Raw genomic sequence first — 16,413 nt, 5'->3', positions numbered from 1 at the left:
AACTCCTGGATAAACCGTTGTCGTTAAGCAAGGGCCGACCTTAGAAGGTCTGGCCCAGAGAGAATTGGAACACCTGGGTGTCTGCCTCGTCCGGCTTCTTGATCGGCATCGCCAGGCTGAAGCTCAACGGGCCCAAGGCCGTGATCCACGTCACGCCAAGACCGACCGAACTGGCCATGTCGGAGAAACCGACCTTGGTGCAGTCCGGCTTGTTGCCGCAGTTGGTGTCGAACACGTTACCCACGTCCCAGAAGACCGAGGTGCGCAGGGAACGCTGGTCCTTGACGAACGGCAGCGGGAACAGCAACTCGACGCCGCCCTGGACCAGGACGTTGCCGCCGAATGGAAGCGGGTCTTGGTCGGGGTCAAGCAGAGTTCCGTTCTTCTCGTTAAGTTTACTTGGCGTACTGCGCGGCCCCAGGGTGCTGTCCTTGAAGCCGCGAACCGAGTTGAAGCCGCCCGCGTAGTAGTTCTCGTAGAACGGCAGACCGGAGGTACCCCCGAAGCCGTCACCGTAACCCAGTTCGGTGTGCAGACGCAGGGTGTAGTTCTGGCTCAATGGCTTGAACAGCTGGCCGCGGTAGTCCAGTTTGTAGAACGACAAGTCGCTGCCTGGAATCGTGGTTTCGAGGCTCAGGCTCTGAGAGTGACCGCGTGTCGCCAGCACACCTTTGTTCAACGTCGATTCGGACCAGCCGATCGAGGCTTTGAAGTTGGTGAAGTTCTCGCCTTCCTTGTTGATGAAATCAAAGATCTCGTCAACGGTGTACTTACCGGTCTTGAGCTTGTCCTGCTGCACACTCAACCCATAGGTCAGGCGCGACGTCTCGCTGATCGGGTAACCCAGGCTCACACCGGCACCCAGGCTGTCCACCGCGTAGCTCGCCACGTCGACATCGAGGTCGTCGTAGTTGGTGCTGCGGTAGAAGGCGTTGTAACCCAGGCTCACGCCATCGGCAGTGAAGTAGGGATCGACGAAGCCGAAGTTGTATCGCGACTGGTACTCGGACCGGGTCAGGCCAACGGAAACCTTGTTACCGGTACCCAGGAAGTTGCTCTGGCTGATCGAGCCACCCAGGATCAAGCCTGCGCTCTGGGCAAAGCCGACGCTGGCGGTGATCGAACCGGAGGCCTGCTCTTCGACGCTGTAGTTCACGTCGACCTGATCGTCGGTGCCCGGCACCGGTGGGGTCTCGACGTTCACGTCCTTGAAGAAGCCCAGCCGTTCCAGACGGGTCTTGGACTGGTCGATCAGGTAGGTCGAGGCCCAGCCGCCTTCCATCTGACGCATTTCGCGGCGCAGCACTTCGTCTTCGGTCTTGGTGTTGCCGCGGTAGTTGATGCGGTTGACGTAGGCACGCTTGCCCGGATCGACCACGAACATGATGTCGACGGTGTGATCCTGGTCGTTTGGCTGAGGCACACCGTTGACGTTGGCGAAGGTATAGCCTTCGTTACCCAGGCGGCGGGTGATCAGCTCGGACGTGCTGGTCATCACCTTGCGCGAGAACACCTGGCCCGGCTGCACCAGCAGCAGCGACTTGACCTGGTCTTCCGGCACCTTGAGGTCACCGGAGAGCTTCACGTCACGGACGGTGTACTTCTCGCCTTCGTTGATGTTGACGGTGATGTAGACGTGTTTCTTGTCAGGCGTGATGGACACCTGGGTGGACGCGATGTCCATGTTGATGTAGCCGCGGTCCAGGTAGTAGGAACGCAGACGCTCCAGGTCACCGGACAGTTTTTCGCGGGCATACTTGTCGTCATTCTTGAAGAACGACAACCAGTTGGTGGTCTTGAGCTCGAACAGCTGACCCAGGGTGTCGTCATCGAACACGTTGTTGCCAACGATGTTGATGTGCTGGATGGCAGCGACGGTGCCCTCGTTGATCTTGATCTTCAAGGCCACACGGTTGCGCGGCTGAGGCACCACCTCGGCGTCGACCTCGGCCGAGTAGCGGCCCTGGGCCACGTACTGGCGCTGCAGCTCGTTACGCACGCCTTCGAGGGTAGCACGCTGGAAGATCTCGCCTTCGGCCAGGCCCGATTGCTTCAGGCCCTTCATCAGGTCTTCGGTACTGATCGCCTTGTTGCCTTCGATCTCGATGCTCGACACCGACGGGCGCTCGACCACATTGATGATCAGCACGTTGCCATCACGGTTCAGCTCGATGTCCTGGAAGAACCCGGTCTTGAACAGCGAGCGGGTCGACTCCACCAGGCGCCGGTCATCGGCCTGGTCGCCCACGTTCAGGGGCAAGGCACCGAAGACGCTGCCGGCGGAAACCCGCTGCAGGCCATTGACGCGGATATCGGAGATGGTGAAGGACTCGGCGTGAACTTCAGCGATCATCAGTGCGGAGAGCACCGCAGTTAGCAACAGACGTTTCATGAAGTCCTTTTATTCCAACTGGCAATAAACAACCTGCCGTCATGAACGACAGGTTTCGCAATTGAGCGAAGCTTTTATAGTCGACCCAGATCGTTGATCAGGGCGAGCAACATCACCCCCAAGACCAAACTGATACCGATCTGGACCCCCCAACCTTGTACCCGGTCAGACAACGGACGACCGCGCGCCCATTCAACCAGGTAGAACAGCAAGTGCCCCCCATCCAGTACCGGGATGGGCAGCAGGTTAAGAACCCCCAGGCTTATGCTCAGGTAGGCCAGGAAATTCAGGAAATCCCCCACGCCGGACTGGGCTGAAGCGCCCGCCACTTTAGCAATGGTTATCGGTCCACTCAAGTTTTTTACCGAGAGCTCACCGAACAGCATTTTCTTCAGTGACCCAAGCGTGAGCACGCTCATGTTCCAGGTGCGCGACAGGCCTTCACCCACCGCCTCCAGCGGCCCATAGCTGACTTCGCGCAGCATCGAGGCCGGCCATTGACCGGCTTTGACGCCCGCCCCCAGGTAGCCTGCCGCCGCCTCACCCTCGCCCTTCACGCCCAGCGTTACCGGTACGTCCAAGGGCGCACCGTCGCGCTCCACACGCACTACCACCTGGGCGCCGGGCCGCGCGCGCACGCTATCGACCACCTGCTGCCATTCGTTCACCGACTGGCCGCCGATGCCCAACAACCGGTCGCCGGTCTTCAAGCCCGCCGCCCCGGCCGGCCCCTTGGGGTCGATCTCGGCCAGCACCGGCTCGATGGCCGGGCGCCAGGGTTGAAGCCCCAGCGAGCGAATCGGATCGGGCTCATCGGCACCTTTCAACCACTGGTCGAGTTTCACCTGGCGCTGCTGATCGGTACTGCTGCCTTCATCGCGCACACCGATGTTCAGCGTGCCGCTCTCACCCAGGCGGCGAACCAATTGCAGGTTGACCGCCGACCAACCGTTGGTCGGCTTGCCATCCACTGAGACGATTTCCTGGCCGGCCGTCAGCCCTGCTGCTGCCGCCGGGCTGCCATTCTCGACGGTGCCGATTACCGGTCGGATCTGCTGGCTGCCGAGCATCGCCAGCACCCAGAAGAAGAAGATGGCCAGCAAAAAGTTGGCGACCGGCCCCGCGGCAACGATCGCGATGCGCTGGCCGACGGGCTTGCGATTGAATGATTGACCCACCAGTGCAGGGGGCACGTCGCCTTCGCGCTCGTCGAGCATTTTCACGTAGCCACCCAGTGGAATGGCTGCAATGACGAACTCGGTGCCCTGGCGATCATGCCAGCGCACCAGCGGCGTACCGAAGCCCACGGAAAACCGCAGCACTTTCACGCCACAGCGACGCGCCACCCAGAAGTGGCCGAACTCATGGAAGGTGACCAGCACACCCAAGGCGACGAGCGTACCGATGATCATGTAGAGCGCTGTCATGTCCATCTCCGAATGATGAGCAATGGGTCAATAGGGGTGCTGTCGTCGATGACCGGGCGAGCCCGCCTCAGCGGCCGTTGCGGTCCAGCCAGGCCCAGGCCAGCTCGCGCGCGCGCTGGTCGGCGGCAAACACTGCTTCCAGCGAAGTCAGCGGCACCACGGGCTCCTGGTCCAGTACCTGTTCGATCATACTCGCGATCTCCGGGAAGCGGATACGGCCCTGGAGGAACGTCTGCACCGCCACTTCGTTGGCCGCATTGAGCACGGCTGGGGCGCTGTTGCCTGCCTGCGCCGCCTGTCGTGCCAGGCGCAGGCAAGGGAAACGCTGCTCATCGGGCGCCTCGAAATCCAGGCGCGCAATGCTGAACAGGTCCAGCGGCGCGACCCCGGAATCGATTCGCTCTGGCCAGGCCAGGGCATTGGCGATGGGTGTACGCATGTCCGGATTACCCAACTGTGCCAGCACCGAACCGTCGACGTAATCAACCAGGGAGTGGATCACGCTCTGCGGGTGCACCACCACCTCAACCAAGCTGGGCGGCGCATCGAACAGCCAGCATGCCTCGATCAACTCCAGGCCCTTGTTCATCATGCTGGCCGAATCGACGGAAATCTTGCGCCCCATCGACCAGTTCGGGTGGGCGCACGCCTGTTCGGGCGTGACGTCCTGCAGGGCCTGGGTCGATGTCTGGCGGAACGGTCCACCCGAGGCCGTCAGCAGAATGCGGCGCACACCCACAGCGCTCAGCCCGCGCGCGTAGTCGCCGGGCATGCACTGGAAGATGGCGTTGTGCTCACTGTCGATGGGCAACAACACGGCGCCCGACTGACGCACGGCGTCCATGAACAAGGCGCCCGACATGACCAGGGCCTCCTTGTTGGCCAGCAGCACCTTCTTGCCGGCCTGCACGGCGGCCAGGGTCGGCCGCAGGCCGGCGGCGCCGACGATGGCGGCCATGACCGCATCCACTTCGCTGGCGCAGGCGACCTGGCACAACCCGGCCTCGCCTTCCAGCACTTCGGTAGCGCACCCTGCCGCTGCCAGGCCTGCACGCAGGCGCCCCGCCGCGTCGGCGCTCGGCACCACGGCGTAGGCCGGGCGATGCCGCACACACAGGGCCAACAGCTCCTCGACGCGGGTGTAGCCGGTCAAGGCGAAGGCCTGATAGCGCTCAGGGTGGCGGGCAATCACGTCCAGGGTACTCAGACCAATGGAGCCGGTGGCCCCCAGCACGGTAATGCGTTGCACTTGACTCACATCACACCCCATTCAGCCGCCCACAACAGCACGGCGAACAATGGGATGGCCGCCGTCAGGCTGTCGATGCGGTCGAGCACGCCACCGTGGCCAGGCAGCAGATTGCTGCTGTCCTTGATGCCCGAGCGGCGCTTGAACATGCTTTCGGTCAGGTCGCCGATCACCGAGGCCATGACCACCAGCGCAGCGCCTGCCAGACCCAGCAGCAGCTGACCAATGCTCCAGTCTCGGCTGATACCCACCACCAGGGTGATCACCAGGCTGACCGCCAGCCCGCCGTACACGCCTTCCCAGCTTTTGCCAGGGCTGACCTGCGGCGCCAGCTTGCGCTTGCCGAAGGCCCTGCCGGAAAAGTACGCACCGATGTCGGCGGCCCAGACCAGAGCCATGACCGACAGGATCAGCCAGTTGCCCAGCGGCCAGTGCTTGAGCAGCACCAGGCCTTGCCAGGCCGGCAGCAACACCAGCAGGCCGATCAGCAGCCGGCAGGCAGCGCTGGCCCACAGTTCGCTGGTGCGTGGGTACGTTAGCACCAGCCAAGTGGCCAACCCCCACCAGATGACGGCAGCCCCAAGCACCCAGGGTGCAAGCTCCGGCAGGATGTACAGCAGCATCAACGCCCCGGCAACGACCAAGGCATAGGCGACACGCAGGGGCTGAGCCATCAACCCCGCCAACCGTGCCCACTCCCAGGCGCCGAGCGTTACCACCAGACCGATGAACAGGGCGAAGTTGCCCCCCTCGAGCAGGAAGAACCCACCCAGCGCTATGGGCAACAGGATCAGCGCGGTAATGATGCGTTGTTTAAGCATTAAGCACGCGCTCCAGCCTCGACCTGCTCGCTGGTCTTACCAAAGCGGCGCTGGCGCGAAGCGAAATCAGCCAATGCACTGCGCATGGCCTCGTGTTTGAAGTCCGGCCAGTAAAGGTCGGAGAAATACAACTCGGCGTAGGCCAGTTGCCACAACAGGAAATTGCTGATGCGATGCTCGCCGCCGGTGCGGATGCACAAGTCCGGCAAAGGCTGCTCGCCGGTCGCAAGGCACGTCTGCAACAACCCTGGGGTGATGTCGTCGGGGCGAAGATGGCCAGCCTGAACTTCACGCGCCAGCCGCTGCGCGGCCTGGGCGATGTCCCACTGCCCACCGTAGTTGGCGGCGATCTGCAGGATGAAGCGGCTGTTGCCTGCGGTCAGCGCCTCGGCTTCGCGCATGGCAGCCTGCAACTCCGGGTGAAAGCGCGAGCGGTCGCCGATGATGCGCAGGCTGATGTTGTTGTCGTTCAAGCGACGTGCCTCGCGGCGCAGCGCCGAGAAGAACAACTCCATCAATGCACCGACCTCATCGGCAGGTCGCTGCCAGTTTTCACTGGAGAAGGCAAACAGGGTCAGCACTTCGACGCCGGCCTCGGCGCAGACTTCGATGACTGCGCGCACGGCATCGACGCCTGCCTTGTGCCCGGCAACGCCAGGCAACAAGCGCCGTTTCGCCCAGCGATTGTTGCCGTCCATGATGATCGCGACGTGACGCGGCACCGAGGGAGGCACCGCTGGCTTGGTCTTTTCCATTAAAAAAACCCGGCCTTAGACGGCCATCAGGTCCTTTTCCTTGGCCTTGAAGGCTGCATCCACCTCGGCGACGAACTTGTCCGTCAGCTTCTGGATGTCATCGGCAGCGCGGCGCTCTTCGTCTTCGCTGATGGACTTGTCCTTGGTGAGCTTCTTCAAGTCCGCCAGGGCATCACGACGCACGTTGCGCACGGCGACCTTGGCGTCTTCGGCAACGCCGCTGGCCTGCTTGGTGTAGCCCTTGCGGGTTTCTTCGGTCAGGGCAGGCATCGGCACACGGATGGTGGTGCCGGCGCTCGACGGGTTCAGCCCGAGGTCGGAGGTCAGGATGGCCTTTTCGATGGCAGCGCTCAGGTTCTTGTCGTGAGCGACGATCTTCAAGGTGCGCGCGTCCTCGACGCTGATCGCAGCGACCTGGTTCAGCGGCATCTCGCTACCCCAGGCAGTGACCTTGACGCTGTCCAGAATGCTTGGGTGCGCGCGACCGGTGCGGATGGCCGCCAGGTTGCGGCCCAGGGCCTCGATGGACTTGGTCATGCGGTCCTGCGCGTCTTTCTTGATGTCGTTGATCATGCTTGGCCTTCCTCGATCAGAGTGCCTTCAGCGCCGCCCACCACGATGTTCAGCAGGGCGCCTGGCTTGTTCATGTTGAATACCCGCAATGGCATGCCGTGGTCACGGCACAGGCAGATTGCGGTCAAGTCCATCACGCCGAGCTTACGGTCCAGGACCTCGTCATAGGTCAGGCGATCGAACTTCTCGGCGTGCGGGTCCTTGAATGGATCGGCAGTGTACACACCATCGACCTTGGTCGCCTTCAGCACCACGTCGGCATCGATTTCGATGGCTCGCAGACAGGCTGCCGAGTCGGTGGTGAAGAACGGGTTGCCGGTACCGGCGGAGAAAATTACCACATCCCCGGAGTTGAGGTGGCGAATCGCTTTGCGACGGTCATAGTGATCGGTGACGCCCACCATGGAGATGGCCGACATGACCAGTGCCGGGATGTTCGAGCGCTCCAGCGCATCGCGCATGGCCAGGGCGTTCATCACGGTAGCCAGCATCCCCATGTGGTCGCCGGTAACGCGGTCCATGCCGGCGGCGCTCAGCGCAGCCCCTCGGAACAGGTTGCCACCACCGATGACCAGGCCGACCTGCACACCGATACCGACCAGCTGCCCTACTTCAAGGGCCATGCGATCAAGCACCTTCGGGTCGATCCCGAAGTCTTCGGAGCCCATCAGGGCCTCGCCGCTAAGTTTGAGCAAAATGCGTTTATAGCGAGGTTGGCGACCACTCACCTGCTGAGCCATTGCGAGTCTCTCCTGCGGCGTACTGTAGAAAATTCGTGCGGGCTGTTTGCAGCCTGCTAACTGTAGCGTGGCACCGTTTCGGCGCCAGCGGCGGCAGCGTCGTGTAAACGCCTCGCCGCTTTGACAAAGAGGCTGCGCGCGTGAGCGGGCAGCCTCTTTGGGGCGACAGACGGGGCTGTCTTACTGCTTGGCAGCAGCAACCTGTGCGGCAACTTCGGCAGCGAAGTCGTCGACTGGCTTCTCGATGCCTTCGCCAACCTTGAAGTAGGTGAAGGAAACGATTTCAGCACCGGCTTTCTTGGCCAGCTCGCCGACCTTGACTTCCGGGTTCATGACGAACGCCTGCTCTTTGAGCGAGGCTTCAGCCTTGAACTTGGTGATACGGCCGTTGATCATGTTTTCAACGATGTTTTCCGGCTTGCCGGCAATCTTGTCGGCGTTCAGCTGCAGGAAGACACCCTTCTCGCGCTCGATGGCTTCGGCGGAGATTTCCGACGAGTCCAGGAACTCGGGGTTGGACGCTGCAACGTGCATGGCGATGTTCTTGGCCAGCTCGACGTCACCGCCTTTCAGGACAACGACAGCACCGATCTTGTTGCCGTGCAGGTAGGCGCCGACCACGTCGCCTTCCACACGTACCAGGCGGCGGATGTTGACGTTTTCGCCGCACTTGGCGACCAGGGCTTCACGGGCAGCTTCACGCGAGGCGATCAGCGGAGCGGCGTCGGTCAGCTTCTGGGCGAAGGCTTCTTCCAGGCTTTCGGCGACGAAGTTCTTGAAGTCGTCTTGCAGGGCCAGGAAGTCGGTCTGCGAGTTCACTTCCAGCAGTACGGCGGCCTTGCCGTCGGTCTTGACGGCGATAGCGCCTTCGGCAGCCACGTTGCCAGCCTTCTTGGCGGCCTTGATGGCGCCCGAGGCACGCATGTCGTCAATGGCTTTTTCGATGTCGCCGTCAGCCTTTTCCAGGGCTTTCTTGCAATCCATCATGCCTTCGCCGGTACGCTCGCGCAGTTCTTTGACCAGCGCTGCAGTAATTGCTGCCATTTCAAAATCCTCTTGGAAAGTTTTTCAACCATTCCACCCGTTTGTGACGGGCGTTCAATTCTGCTAATCCGCTGTCTGTGCCTGCATGCCCATGAAAGGGACGGCTGCCGACAGCAGGATTTCAAGGTGGCAAAAAGGGGGCATAGCCCCCTTTTCGCGTGCCAAGTCGACGCTAGCGTCTATTACTCGGCAGCAGGTGCAGCCGCTTCTTCAGCGTAGACTTCGGTGCCGCCAGCAACGTTGTTGCGGCCACGGATGACAGCGTCAGCCATGGAAGTCATGTACAGCTCGATAGCGCGAATGGCGTCATCGTTACCTGGGATGATGTAGTCAACACCTTCCGGGCTGCTGTTGGTATCGACAACGCCAATGACCGGGATACCCAGTTTGTTGGCTTCGGTGATCGCGATGCGCTCGTGATCAACGTCGATGACGAACAGAGCGTCAGGCAGACCGCCCATGTCCTTGATGCCGCCCAGGCTGCGGTCCAGTTTTTCCAGATCGCGGGAGCGCATCAGGGCTTCTTTCTTGGTCAGCTTGGCAAAGGTGCCATCTTCGGCCTGAGTTTCCAGGTCGCGCAGACGCTTGATCGAAGCACGGATGGTCTTGTAGTTGGTCAGCATGCCGCCCAACCAACGGTGGTCAACGTACGGCGAACCGCAACGAGCAGCTTGCTCGGCGACGATCTTGCCGGCGGAACGCTTGGTGCCGACGAACAGGATCTTGTTCTTGCCCTGGGCCAGGCGCTCAACGAACGACAGGGCGTCGTTGAACATCGGCAGGGTTTTTTCCAGGTTGACGATGTGGATCTTGTTGCGCGCACCGAAAATGTACTTGCCCATTTTCGGGTTCCAGTAACGGGTCTGGTGGCCGAAGTGCACACCGGCCTTCAGCATATCGCGCATGTTGACTTGGGACATGATAGTTCCTTGATAAGTCGGGTTGGGCCTCCACGTATCCCAATGACCAACCCGCGAACCCTGAAGCTCGGGGCACCCAGGCCATCGTGTCGACACGTGTGTGGGTTTGGATGCAGACGGAGCTGGCTCCGAAAGCGGCGCATGTTATACCACAGGCTGCGCGCAAACAAAACACGAAACTCACCCCCCAACCGCCGGACGGCAGGGCATGTGCGCCAGCGCACGACCAGCGACGGTGCAGGTGTGGCGTGTTTGCAAGGGCCGCGTGCCGCTACGAGCCCGCACCTCTGATAGAATGACGCCTTTCCCGATTTGAACGCGCCGCCTGCGGCGCCGAGTAGAGAGCCTGTAATGACCGTCACCATCAAGACTGCAGAAGACATCGAGAAGATGCGCATCGCCGGCCGCCTGGCAGCCGACGTGCTGGAAATGATCGAGGAGCACGTCAAGCCCGGTGTCACCACCGAGGAGCTCGACCGCCTGTGCCACGACTACATCGTCAACGTCCAGCAGGCCATACCGGCGCCGCTCAACTACAAGGGCTACCCCAAGTCGATCTGCACGTCGATCAACCACGTGGTCTGTCACGGCATCCCCAATGACAAGCCCCTGAAAAACGGCGATACCCTGAACATCGACATCACGGTGATCAAGGACGGCTACCACGGCGACACCAGCCGCATGTTCCACGTCGGCACCGTGCCGGTGTGGGCCCAGCGTCTGTCCCAGGTCACCCAGGAATGCCTGTACAAGGCCATCGAACTGGTCAAGCCGGGCTGTCGCCTGGGCGACATCGGCGAAGTCATCCAGAAGCATGCCGAGAAGAACGGTTTCTCGGTGGTGCGCGAGTTCTGCGGCCATGGCATCGGCAAGGTATTCCACGAAGAGCCGCAGATCCTGCATTACGGCCGCGCCGGCACCGGCATGGAACTCAAGGAAGGCATGACCTTCACCATCGAGCCGATGATCAACCAGGGCAAGGCCGACACCAAGGTGCTGGGCGATGGCTGGACCGCGATCACCAAGGACCGCAAGCTCTCGGCGCAGTGGGAGCATACCCTGGTGGTCACGGCGACCGGGTACGAGATCTTCACCCTGCGCAAGGACGACACCATCGCCCGCACCTCGGCCTGAGCCACCCCAGCAGCCTTCGATGACAGGAACCTGACCCCATGCTCCAGCTCGACCCCGAACTGTTCGACCGTGGCCAGTTCCAGGCGGAACTGGCCCTCAAGGCCAGCCCCATACCCGCCTTCAAGAAGGCCATTCGCCAGGCGGGCGAGGTGCTGGACAAGCGCTTTCGCGCAGGCCACGCCATCCGCCCACTGATTCAAGCTCGGGCCTGGCTGGTGGACAACGTCCTGCAGCAGGCCTGGAACCAGTTCGACTGGGGCGAGCAAGGCGGCATTTCCCTGGTGGCGGTCGGCGGCTACGGGCGCGGTGAGCTTCACCCGCACTCGGACATCGACCTGCTTATCCTGCTGGGAGAGGCCGAGCACGAACGGTATCGCGATGCCATCGAGCGCTTTCTGACCCTGCTGTGGGACATCGGCCTGGAGGTCGGCCAGAGCGTGCGCACCGTCGATGAGTGTGCCGAACAGGCCCGCGCCGACCTCACCATCATCACCAACATGATGGAAAGCCGCACCATCGCCGGCCCGGAAGCCCTGCGCCAGCGCATGCTCGAGGTCACCAGCACGGCGCACATGTGGCCGAGCCGCGAGTTCTTCCTGGCCAAGCGCGCCGAGCTGCAGGCGCGCCACCACAAGTACAACGACACCGAGTACAACCTCGAGCCCAACGTCAAGGGCTCGCCTGGTGGGCTGCGCGACATCCAGACCGTGCTGTGGGTGGCGCGCCGCCAGTACGGCACCCTGAACCTGCATGCCCTGGCCGGCGAAGGCTTCCTACTGGAAAGCGAGAATGCGCTCCTGGCCTCCTCCCAGGATTTCCTGTGGCGGGTGCGCTACGCCCTGCACATGCTCGCCGGCCGTGCCGAGGATCGCCTGCTGTTCGACCACCAGCGCAGCATTGCCGCCCTGCTGGGCTACAGCGACGAAAACCCCAAGCGTGCCATCGAGCAGTTCATGCAGCAGTACTACCGGGTGGTGATGAGCATCAGCCAGTTGTGCGACCTGATCATCCAGCATTTCGAGGAAGTCATTCTCGCCGACGACGACAGTGGTACCACCCAACCGCTCAATGCGCGCTTCCGCCTGCATGACGGCTACATCGAGGCCGTGCGCCCGAACGTGTTCAAGCGCACGCCGTTCGCCATGCTGGAAATATTCGTGCTGATGGCCCAGCACCCGGACATCAAGGGTGTGCGTGCCGACACGGTACGCCTGCTGCGCGAGCATCGGCACCTGATCGACGACACCTTCCGCAACGATATTCGCAACACCAGTCTGTTCATCGAACTGTTCAAGTGTGAAATCGGTATTCATCGCAACCTGCGGCGCATGAACCGCTACGGCATCCTCGGGCGCTACCTGCCGGAGTTCGGGCTGATCGTCGGGCAGATGCAGCACGACCTGTTCCACATCTATACCGTCGATGCCCATACCCTCAACCTGATCAAGCACCTGCGCAAGCTGCAGTACACACCGGTGTCGGAGAAATTCCCGCTGGCCAGCAAGCTCATGGGCCGCTTGCCCAAGCCCGAGCTGATCTACCTGGCCGGTCTCTACCACGACATCGGCAAAGGGCGTCAGGGCGATCATTCCGAGCTCGGCGCGGTCGATGCCCTCAAGTTCTGCGAGCGCCACCAGCTCCCAGCCTGGGACAGCCGGTTGATCGCCTGGCTGGTGCAGAACCACCTGGTCATGTCCACCACCGCCCAGCGCAAGGACTTGTCCGATCCGCAGGTGATCAACGACTTCGCCCTGCACGTGGGGGATGAAACACGGCTGGACTACCTCTATGTGCTGACGGTGGCGGACATCAACGCCACCAACCCCACCTTGTGGAATTCATGGCGAGCCAGCCTGTTGCGCCAGTTGTACACCGAGACCAAGCGTGCCCTGCGCCGTGGGCTCGAAAACCCGCTGGATCGTGAGGAGCAGATTCGCCAGACCCAGTCCTCGGCATTGGACACGCTGGTGCGCGAAGGCACCGACCCGGATGACGTGGAGCAGCTGTGGTCGCAGCTGGGGGATGACTACTTCCTCAAGCACACCGCCTCCGACGTGGCCTGGCACACCGACGCCATCCTGCAACAGCCGGCTGACGGTGGCCCGCTGGTACTGATCAAGGAAACCACCCAGCGCGAATTCGAAGGCGGGACTCAGATCTTCATCTATGCCCCTGACCAGCACGATTTCTTCGCCGTGACGGTGGCGGCCATGTCGCAGCTGAACCTGAACATCCACGACGCCCGCATCATCACCTCCAGCAGCCAGTTCACCCTGGACACCTACATCGTGCTGGACAACGACGGCGGTGCGATCGGCGACAACCCGCAACGGGTCAGGCAGATTCGCGACGGCCTGACCGAGGCGCTGCGCAACCCCGAAGACTACCCCACGATCATCCAGCGTCGGGTGCCGCGCCAACTCAAGCACTTCGACTTCCCGCCGCAGGTGACCATCCTCAACGACGCCCAGCGCCCGGTGACCATTCTCGAAATCACCGCGCCCGACCGGCCGGGCCTGCTGGCGCGGCTGGGGCGCATCTTCCTGGAATTCGACCTGTCGTTGCAGAACGCCAAGATTGCCACCCTGGGCGAGCGTGTGGAGGACGTGTTCTTCATCACCGACGCCGACAACCAGCCCCTGTCCGACCCGCAACTGTGCAGCCGCCTGCAGGAAGCCATCGTGCAACAACTGCAAGCAGGGCAGGCCAGCGCCAGCCCTGCCCGCGTGACCTTTTGACGACATGATTGACGAGACCTTGCGCCAATGAACCCTGCCTTGAGCCAGCTTCAGCCCTACCCTTTCGAAAAGCTTCGTGCCCTGCTGGGCAGCGTTACGCCCGCTGCTGACAAACGCGCCATTGCCCTGTCGATTGGCGAGCCCAAGCACGCCTCGCCACCCTTCGTGGCCCAGGCGATGGCCGACAACCTCGACAAGCTGGCGGTATACCCCAGCACGCTGGGCCTGCCTGCCTTGCGCCAAGCCATCGGGCAGTGGTGCGAGCGCCGCTTTGGCGTGCCTGCTGGCTGGCTGGATGCCGATCGTCATATCCTGCCGGTGAACGGCACCCGCGAAGCGCTGTTCGCCTTTACCCAGGCGGTGGTCGACCGTAGTGCCGATGGCCTGGTGTTGAGCCCCAACCCGTTCTACCAGATCTATGAAGGGGCTGCGCTGTTGGCCGGTGCCACCCCGTACTACCTGCCGTGCCTGGAAAGCAACGGCTTGAACCCCGACTTCGACGCGGTGCCCGACCACGTCTGGGCCCGTTGCCAGGTCCTGTTCCTGTGCTCACCCGGCAACCCCACCGGCGCCCTGGTGCCCATGGACACCTTGAAAAAGCTGATCGCACTGGCCGATGCGCACGATTTCGTGATCGCTGCCGACGAATGCTACAGCGAGTTGTATTTCGATGAGGATGCACCGCCACCGGGGCTGTTGTCGGCCTGTGCGGAGCTGGGGCGTAATGATTTCAAGCGCTGCGTGGTGTTCCACAGCCTGTCCAAGCGTTCGAACCTGCCGGGGCTGCGCTCGGGCTTCGTGGCCGGCGATGCCGACATCATCAAGCCGTTTCTGCTGTACCGCACCTACCATGGTTGCGCCATGCCGGTGCAGACACAGTTGGCCAGCATCGCCGCCTGGGAGGATGAGGCGCATGTGCGCGCAAACCGCGACCAGTACCGCGCCAAGTACGACGCCGTGCTGGCCATCCTCGAGCCGGTCATGGATGTGCAGCGCCCGGACGGCAGCTTCTACCTGTGGGCCAAGGTGCCGGGTAGCGATGCCGACTTCACGCGCGATCTGTTCGAGGCCGAGCACGTGACCGTGGTACCCGGCTCGTACCTGTCCCGTGAAGTGGACGGGGTCAACCCCGGCGCCGGACGCGTGCGCATGGCGCTGGTTGCCCCGCTGTCCGAATGCATCGAGGCGGCCGAGCGTATTCGCGCGTTCTTGCACACGCGCTGAAGCCTTTTAGGCAAGACGGGGCCAGTTCACTTGATCTGGCCCAGGTTAGCCTCGCTCATGTCCAGGTCGCCCAGCACATGCCGCACCACCTCGTCACCGAGCAGGTGCTGGCGGTGCAGGTTGTAGAGCTCCAGGCGCTGGGCCCGCAGCGCACGCAAGCGCAGGCGGCGCTCGAGCAGGTCCATCTGCTCGGCCAAGGCCCTGGCCTCCTCACTGTCATTGTGCCGGTCCAGCTGGTCGCGATACTCAGCCATCAGCCGAGCCTTCAATTCTGTAGCCAGTGTGGCCTGGGCGGCATCCTGCGGCGCGTTGGCATCGACCACCTCCTCGGCCTCCAAGGCGTGAATCGCGGCCTCAGCGGTGCGTCGCCAGGCTTCATGCACCTCTTGCTGCATGCGCTCGTCAGGGCTTTTGGTCACGCCGCGCAGTAAAAGCGGCAGTGCGACACAGGCACCGATCAACGACAGCAGGATGACACCGGCGGCAATGAAGATCAGCAGATCGCGCTCTGGAAACGCCTTGTCCGCGCCCATCAGCAACGGAATCGACATCACACCCGCCAGGGTGACGGCCCCTCGCACACCGCCCAGCGTGAGCAACCAGCACGAGCGTGCGGTGGGCAACATCACCAGCGCAGGCTTGCCGCGCCAACGGCGCAGGACCCCCACCAGGCGCCAGATACTCTGCACCCAGATGAACCGCAGCACGATCAGCGCCGCGAAGATGGCGACCACGTCCAGGCAGCGCCAGGCCAGGGTCGGCCACAGCGTGGTTTCATGGCTGACCACCGCCTTGACGATGTCGGGCAGTTGCAAGCCCAACAACAGGAAGATCAGCCCATTGAACGCGAACTCCAGCAGCGACCACACGCTACGATTGAGCAGGCGGGTGCTGGTCTGGCGTGGCAGCAGGTCGAGCCAGCTCTGCATCATGCCGGCCGCCACTGCCGAGAGGATGCCCGACACCCCGAGGCGCTCGGCCAGCACATAGGCCGCGAACGGCAGCAGCAGCATGAACACCACATGGGTGGCCGGGTCGTCCCAGCCGCGGCCGATCATCCAGGCACGCAGGCGGCCGACCAGCCAACTCAGCGCCACCCCCACGGCCAGACCGCCAAGCGCCACCAGTGCGAAGCTCAGGCTGGCATCGGTCAGTGAAAAGACACCGGTGATGGCCGCAGCCAGGGCGAACTTGAAGGTAACCAGGCCCGAGGCATCGTTCATCAGGGCTACTCACCATATGTGGACACAAATCCACATCTCGCCATACACACAGATGGACAGACAGATCTTGCAGGCATGCGACCCAAAGGGAGTACAGCCGCCCCTCCCCGCTACCAACACGAGGAGAAGGCAGGCAATAGAACAGGCTTTGGCTTAGGTGCGTCGTAGGAGAG

The 16,413-nt window shown here is 62.6% G+C and carries 12 protein-coding genes and 1 pseudogene; 3 read left to right on the top strand and 10 right to left on the bottom strand.

The features are described from left to right. Window positions 1–40: 40 nt before the first annotated feature. From bamA to rpsB, 9 genes are all read right to left on the bottom strand, one after another. On the bottom strand, window positions 41–2,392 hold the full coding sequence (gene bamA, locus B2Y33_RS13070; RefSeq protein ID WP_027913877.1) for an outer membrane protein assembly factor BamA: 2,352 nt from the start codon (window positions 2,390–2,392) through the stop codon (window positions 41–43). Between the two features lie 74 nt (window positions 2,393–2,466). Beyond that, on the bottom strand, window positions 2,467–3,819 hold the full coding sequence (gene rseP, locus B2Y33_RS13065) for an RIP metalloprotease RseP (RefSeq protein WP_206405784.1): 1,353 nt from the start codon (window positions 3,817–3,819) through the stop codon (window positions 2,467–2,469). A gap of 67 nt (window positions 3,820–3,886) precedes the next feature. Beyond that, window positions 3,887–5,077, bottom strand: a complete 1,191-nt coding sequence (gene ispC / locus B2Y33_RS13060; RefSeq protein WP_059183692.1) for a 1-deoxy-D-xylulose-5-phosphate reductoisomerase — start codon at window positions 5,075–5,077, stop codon at window positions 3,887–3,889. Beyond that, a complete protein-coding gene (locus B2Y33_RS13055; RefSeq protein ID WP_028686886.1) occupies window positions 5,074–5,889 on the bottom strand; it encodes a phosphatidate cytidylyltransferase in 816 nt (271 codons plus the stop codon). Before B2Y33_RS13055 ends, ispC begins: the two co-directional genes overlap by 4 nt. After that, window positions 5,889–6,644 (bottom strand): polyprenyl diphosphate synthase, encoded by a 756-nt coding sequence (gene uppS, locus B2Y33_RS13050; protein WP_027913873.1) that lies wholly within the window; start codon window positions 6,642–6,644, stop codon window positions 5,889–5,891. Before uppS ends, B2Y33_RS13055 begins: the two co-directional genes overlap by 1 nt. A gap of 15 nt (window positions 6,645–6,659) precedes the next feature. Beyond that, window positions 6,660–7,217, bottom strand: a complete 558-nt coding sequence (frr, locus tag B2Y33_RS13045) for a ribosome recycling factor (RefSeq protein ID WP_049695527.1) — start codon at window positions 7,215–7,217, stop codon at window positions 6,660–6,662. After that, entirely contained in the window at window positions 7,214–7,957 is a 744-nt protein-coding gene (pyrH, locus tag B2Y33_RS13040) for a UMP kinase (protein ID WP_023534028.1), read from the bottom strand. Before pyrH ends, frr begins: the two co-directional genes overlap by 4 nt. A 180-nt stretch (window positions 7,958–8,137) precedes the next feature. Beyond that, window positions 8,138–9,001, bottom strand: a complete 864-nt coding sequence (tsf, locus tag B2Y33_RS13035) for a translation elongation factor Ts (RefSeq protein ID WP_023534066.1) — start codon at window positions 8,999–9,001, stop codon at window positions 8,138–8,140. A gap of 182 nt (window positions 9,002–9,183) precedes the next feature. Continuing rightward, window positions 9,184–9,921, bottom strand: a complete 738-nt coding sequence (rpsB, locus tag B2Y33_RS13030) for a 30S ribosomal protein S2 (RefSeq protein ID WP_003252287.1) — start codon at window positions 9,919–9,921, stop codon at window positions 9,184–9,186. 351 nt (window positions 9,922–10,272) lie between these two features. Between rpsB and map the strand changes: the two genes are divergently transcribed. Genes map through dapC form a run of 3 tightly spaced genes read left to right on the top strand, consistent with a single transcriptional unit; the run spans window position 10,273 to window position 15,017 of the window. Next, window positions 10,273–11,055 (top strand): type I methionyl aminopeptidase, encoded by a 783-nt coding sequence (gene map, locus B2Y33_RS13025; protein WP_027913871.1) that lies wholly within the window; start codon window positions 10,273–10,275, stop codon window positions 11,053–11,055. 38 nt (window positions 11,056–11,093) lie between these two features. After that, window positions 11,094–13,793 (top strand): [protein-PII] uridylyltransferase, encoded by a 2,700-nt coding sequence (locus tag B2Y33_RS13020; RefSeq protein ID WP_027913870.1) that lies wholly within the window; start codon window positions 11,094–11,096, stop codon window positions 13,791–13,793. Window positions 13,794–13,820: 27 nt separating this feature from the next. After that, window positions 13,821–15,017, top strand: a complete 1,197-nt coding sequence (gene dapC, locus B2Y33_RS13015) for a succinyldiaminopimelate transaminase (protein WP_028686888.1) — start codon at window positions 13,821–13,823, stop codon at window positions 15,015–15,017. A gap of 26 nt (window positions 15,018–15,043) precedes the next feature. On the opposite strand, the pseudogene B2Y33_RS13010 reads toward dapC, so the two are convergent. Further along, window positions 15,044–16,246, bottom strand: a pseudogene (locus tag B2Y33_RS13010) (cation:proton antiporter); the annotation flags it as partial. Between the last annotated feature and the right edge of the window lie 167 nt (window positions 16,247–16,413).

This window comes from Pseudomonas sp. UBA5666 (assembly GCF_002420785.1).
In the GTDB taxonomy this organism is placed as follows: domain Bacteria; phylum Pseudomonadota; class Gammaproteobacteria; order Pseudomonadales; family Pseudomonadaceae; genus Aquipseudomonas; species Aquipseudomonas fulva.
Note: the sequence above shows the minus strand (reverse complement) of the source record. Positions and strands in the feature narration are given on the sequence as shown.

Bases quoted from the DNA above. Each gene is read 5' to 3' on its own strand.
- bamA (WP_027913877.1), bottom strand. From the start codon at position 2,392: ATGAAACGTCTGTTGCTAACTGCGGTGCTCTCCGCACTGATGATCGCT.
- rseP (WP_206405784.1), bottom strand. From the start codon at position 3,819: ATGACAGCGCTCTACATGATCATCGGTACGCTCGTCGCCTTGGGTGTG.
- B2Y33_RS13055 (WP_028686886.1), bottom strand. From the start codon at position 5,889: ATGCTTAAACAACGCATCATTACCGCGCTGATCCTGTTGCCCATAGCG.
- uppS (WP_027913873.1), bottom strand. From the start codon at position 6,644: ATGGAAAAGACCAAGCCAGCGGTGCCTCCCTCGGTGCCGCGTCACGTC.
- frr (WP_049695527.1), bottom strand. From the start codon at position 7,217: ATGATCAACGACATCAAGAAAGACGCGCAGGACCGCATGACCAAGTCC.
- pyrH (WP_023534028.1), bottom strand. From the start codon at position 7,957: ATGGCTCAGCAGGTGAGTGGTCGCCAACCTCGCTATAAACGCATTTTG.
- tsf (WP_023534066.1), bottom strand. From the start codon at position 9,001: ATGGCAGCAATTACTGCAGCGCTGGTCAAAGAACTGCGCGAGCGTACC.
- rpsB (WP_003252287.1), bottom strand. From the start codon at position 9,921: ATGTCCCAAGTCAACATGCGCGATATGCTGAAGGCCGGTGTGCACTTC.
- map (WP_027913871.1), top strand. From the start codon at position 10,273: ATGACCGTCACCATCAAGACTGCAGAAGACATCGAGAAGATGCGCATC.
- B2Y33_RS13020 (WP_027913870.1), top strand. From the start codon at position 11,094: ATGCTCCAGCTCGACCCCGAACTGTTCGACCGTGGCCAGTTCCAGGCG.
- dapC (WP_028686888.1), top strand. From the start codon at position 13,821: ATGAACCCTGCCTTGAGCCAGCTTCAGCCCTACCCTTTCGAAAAGCTT.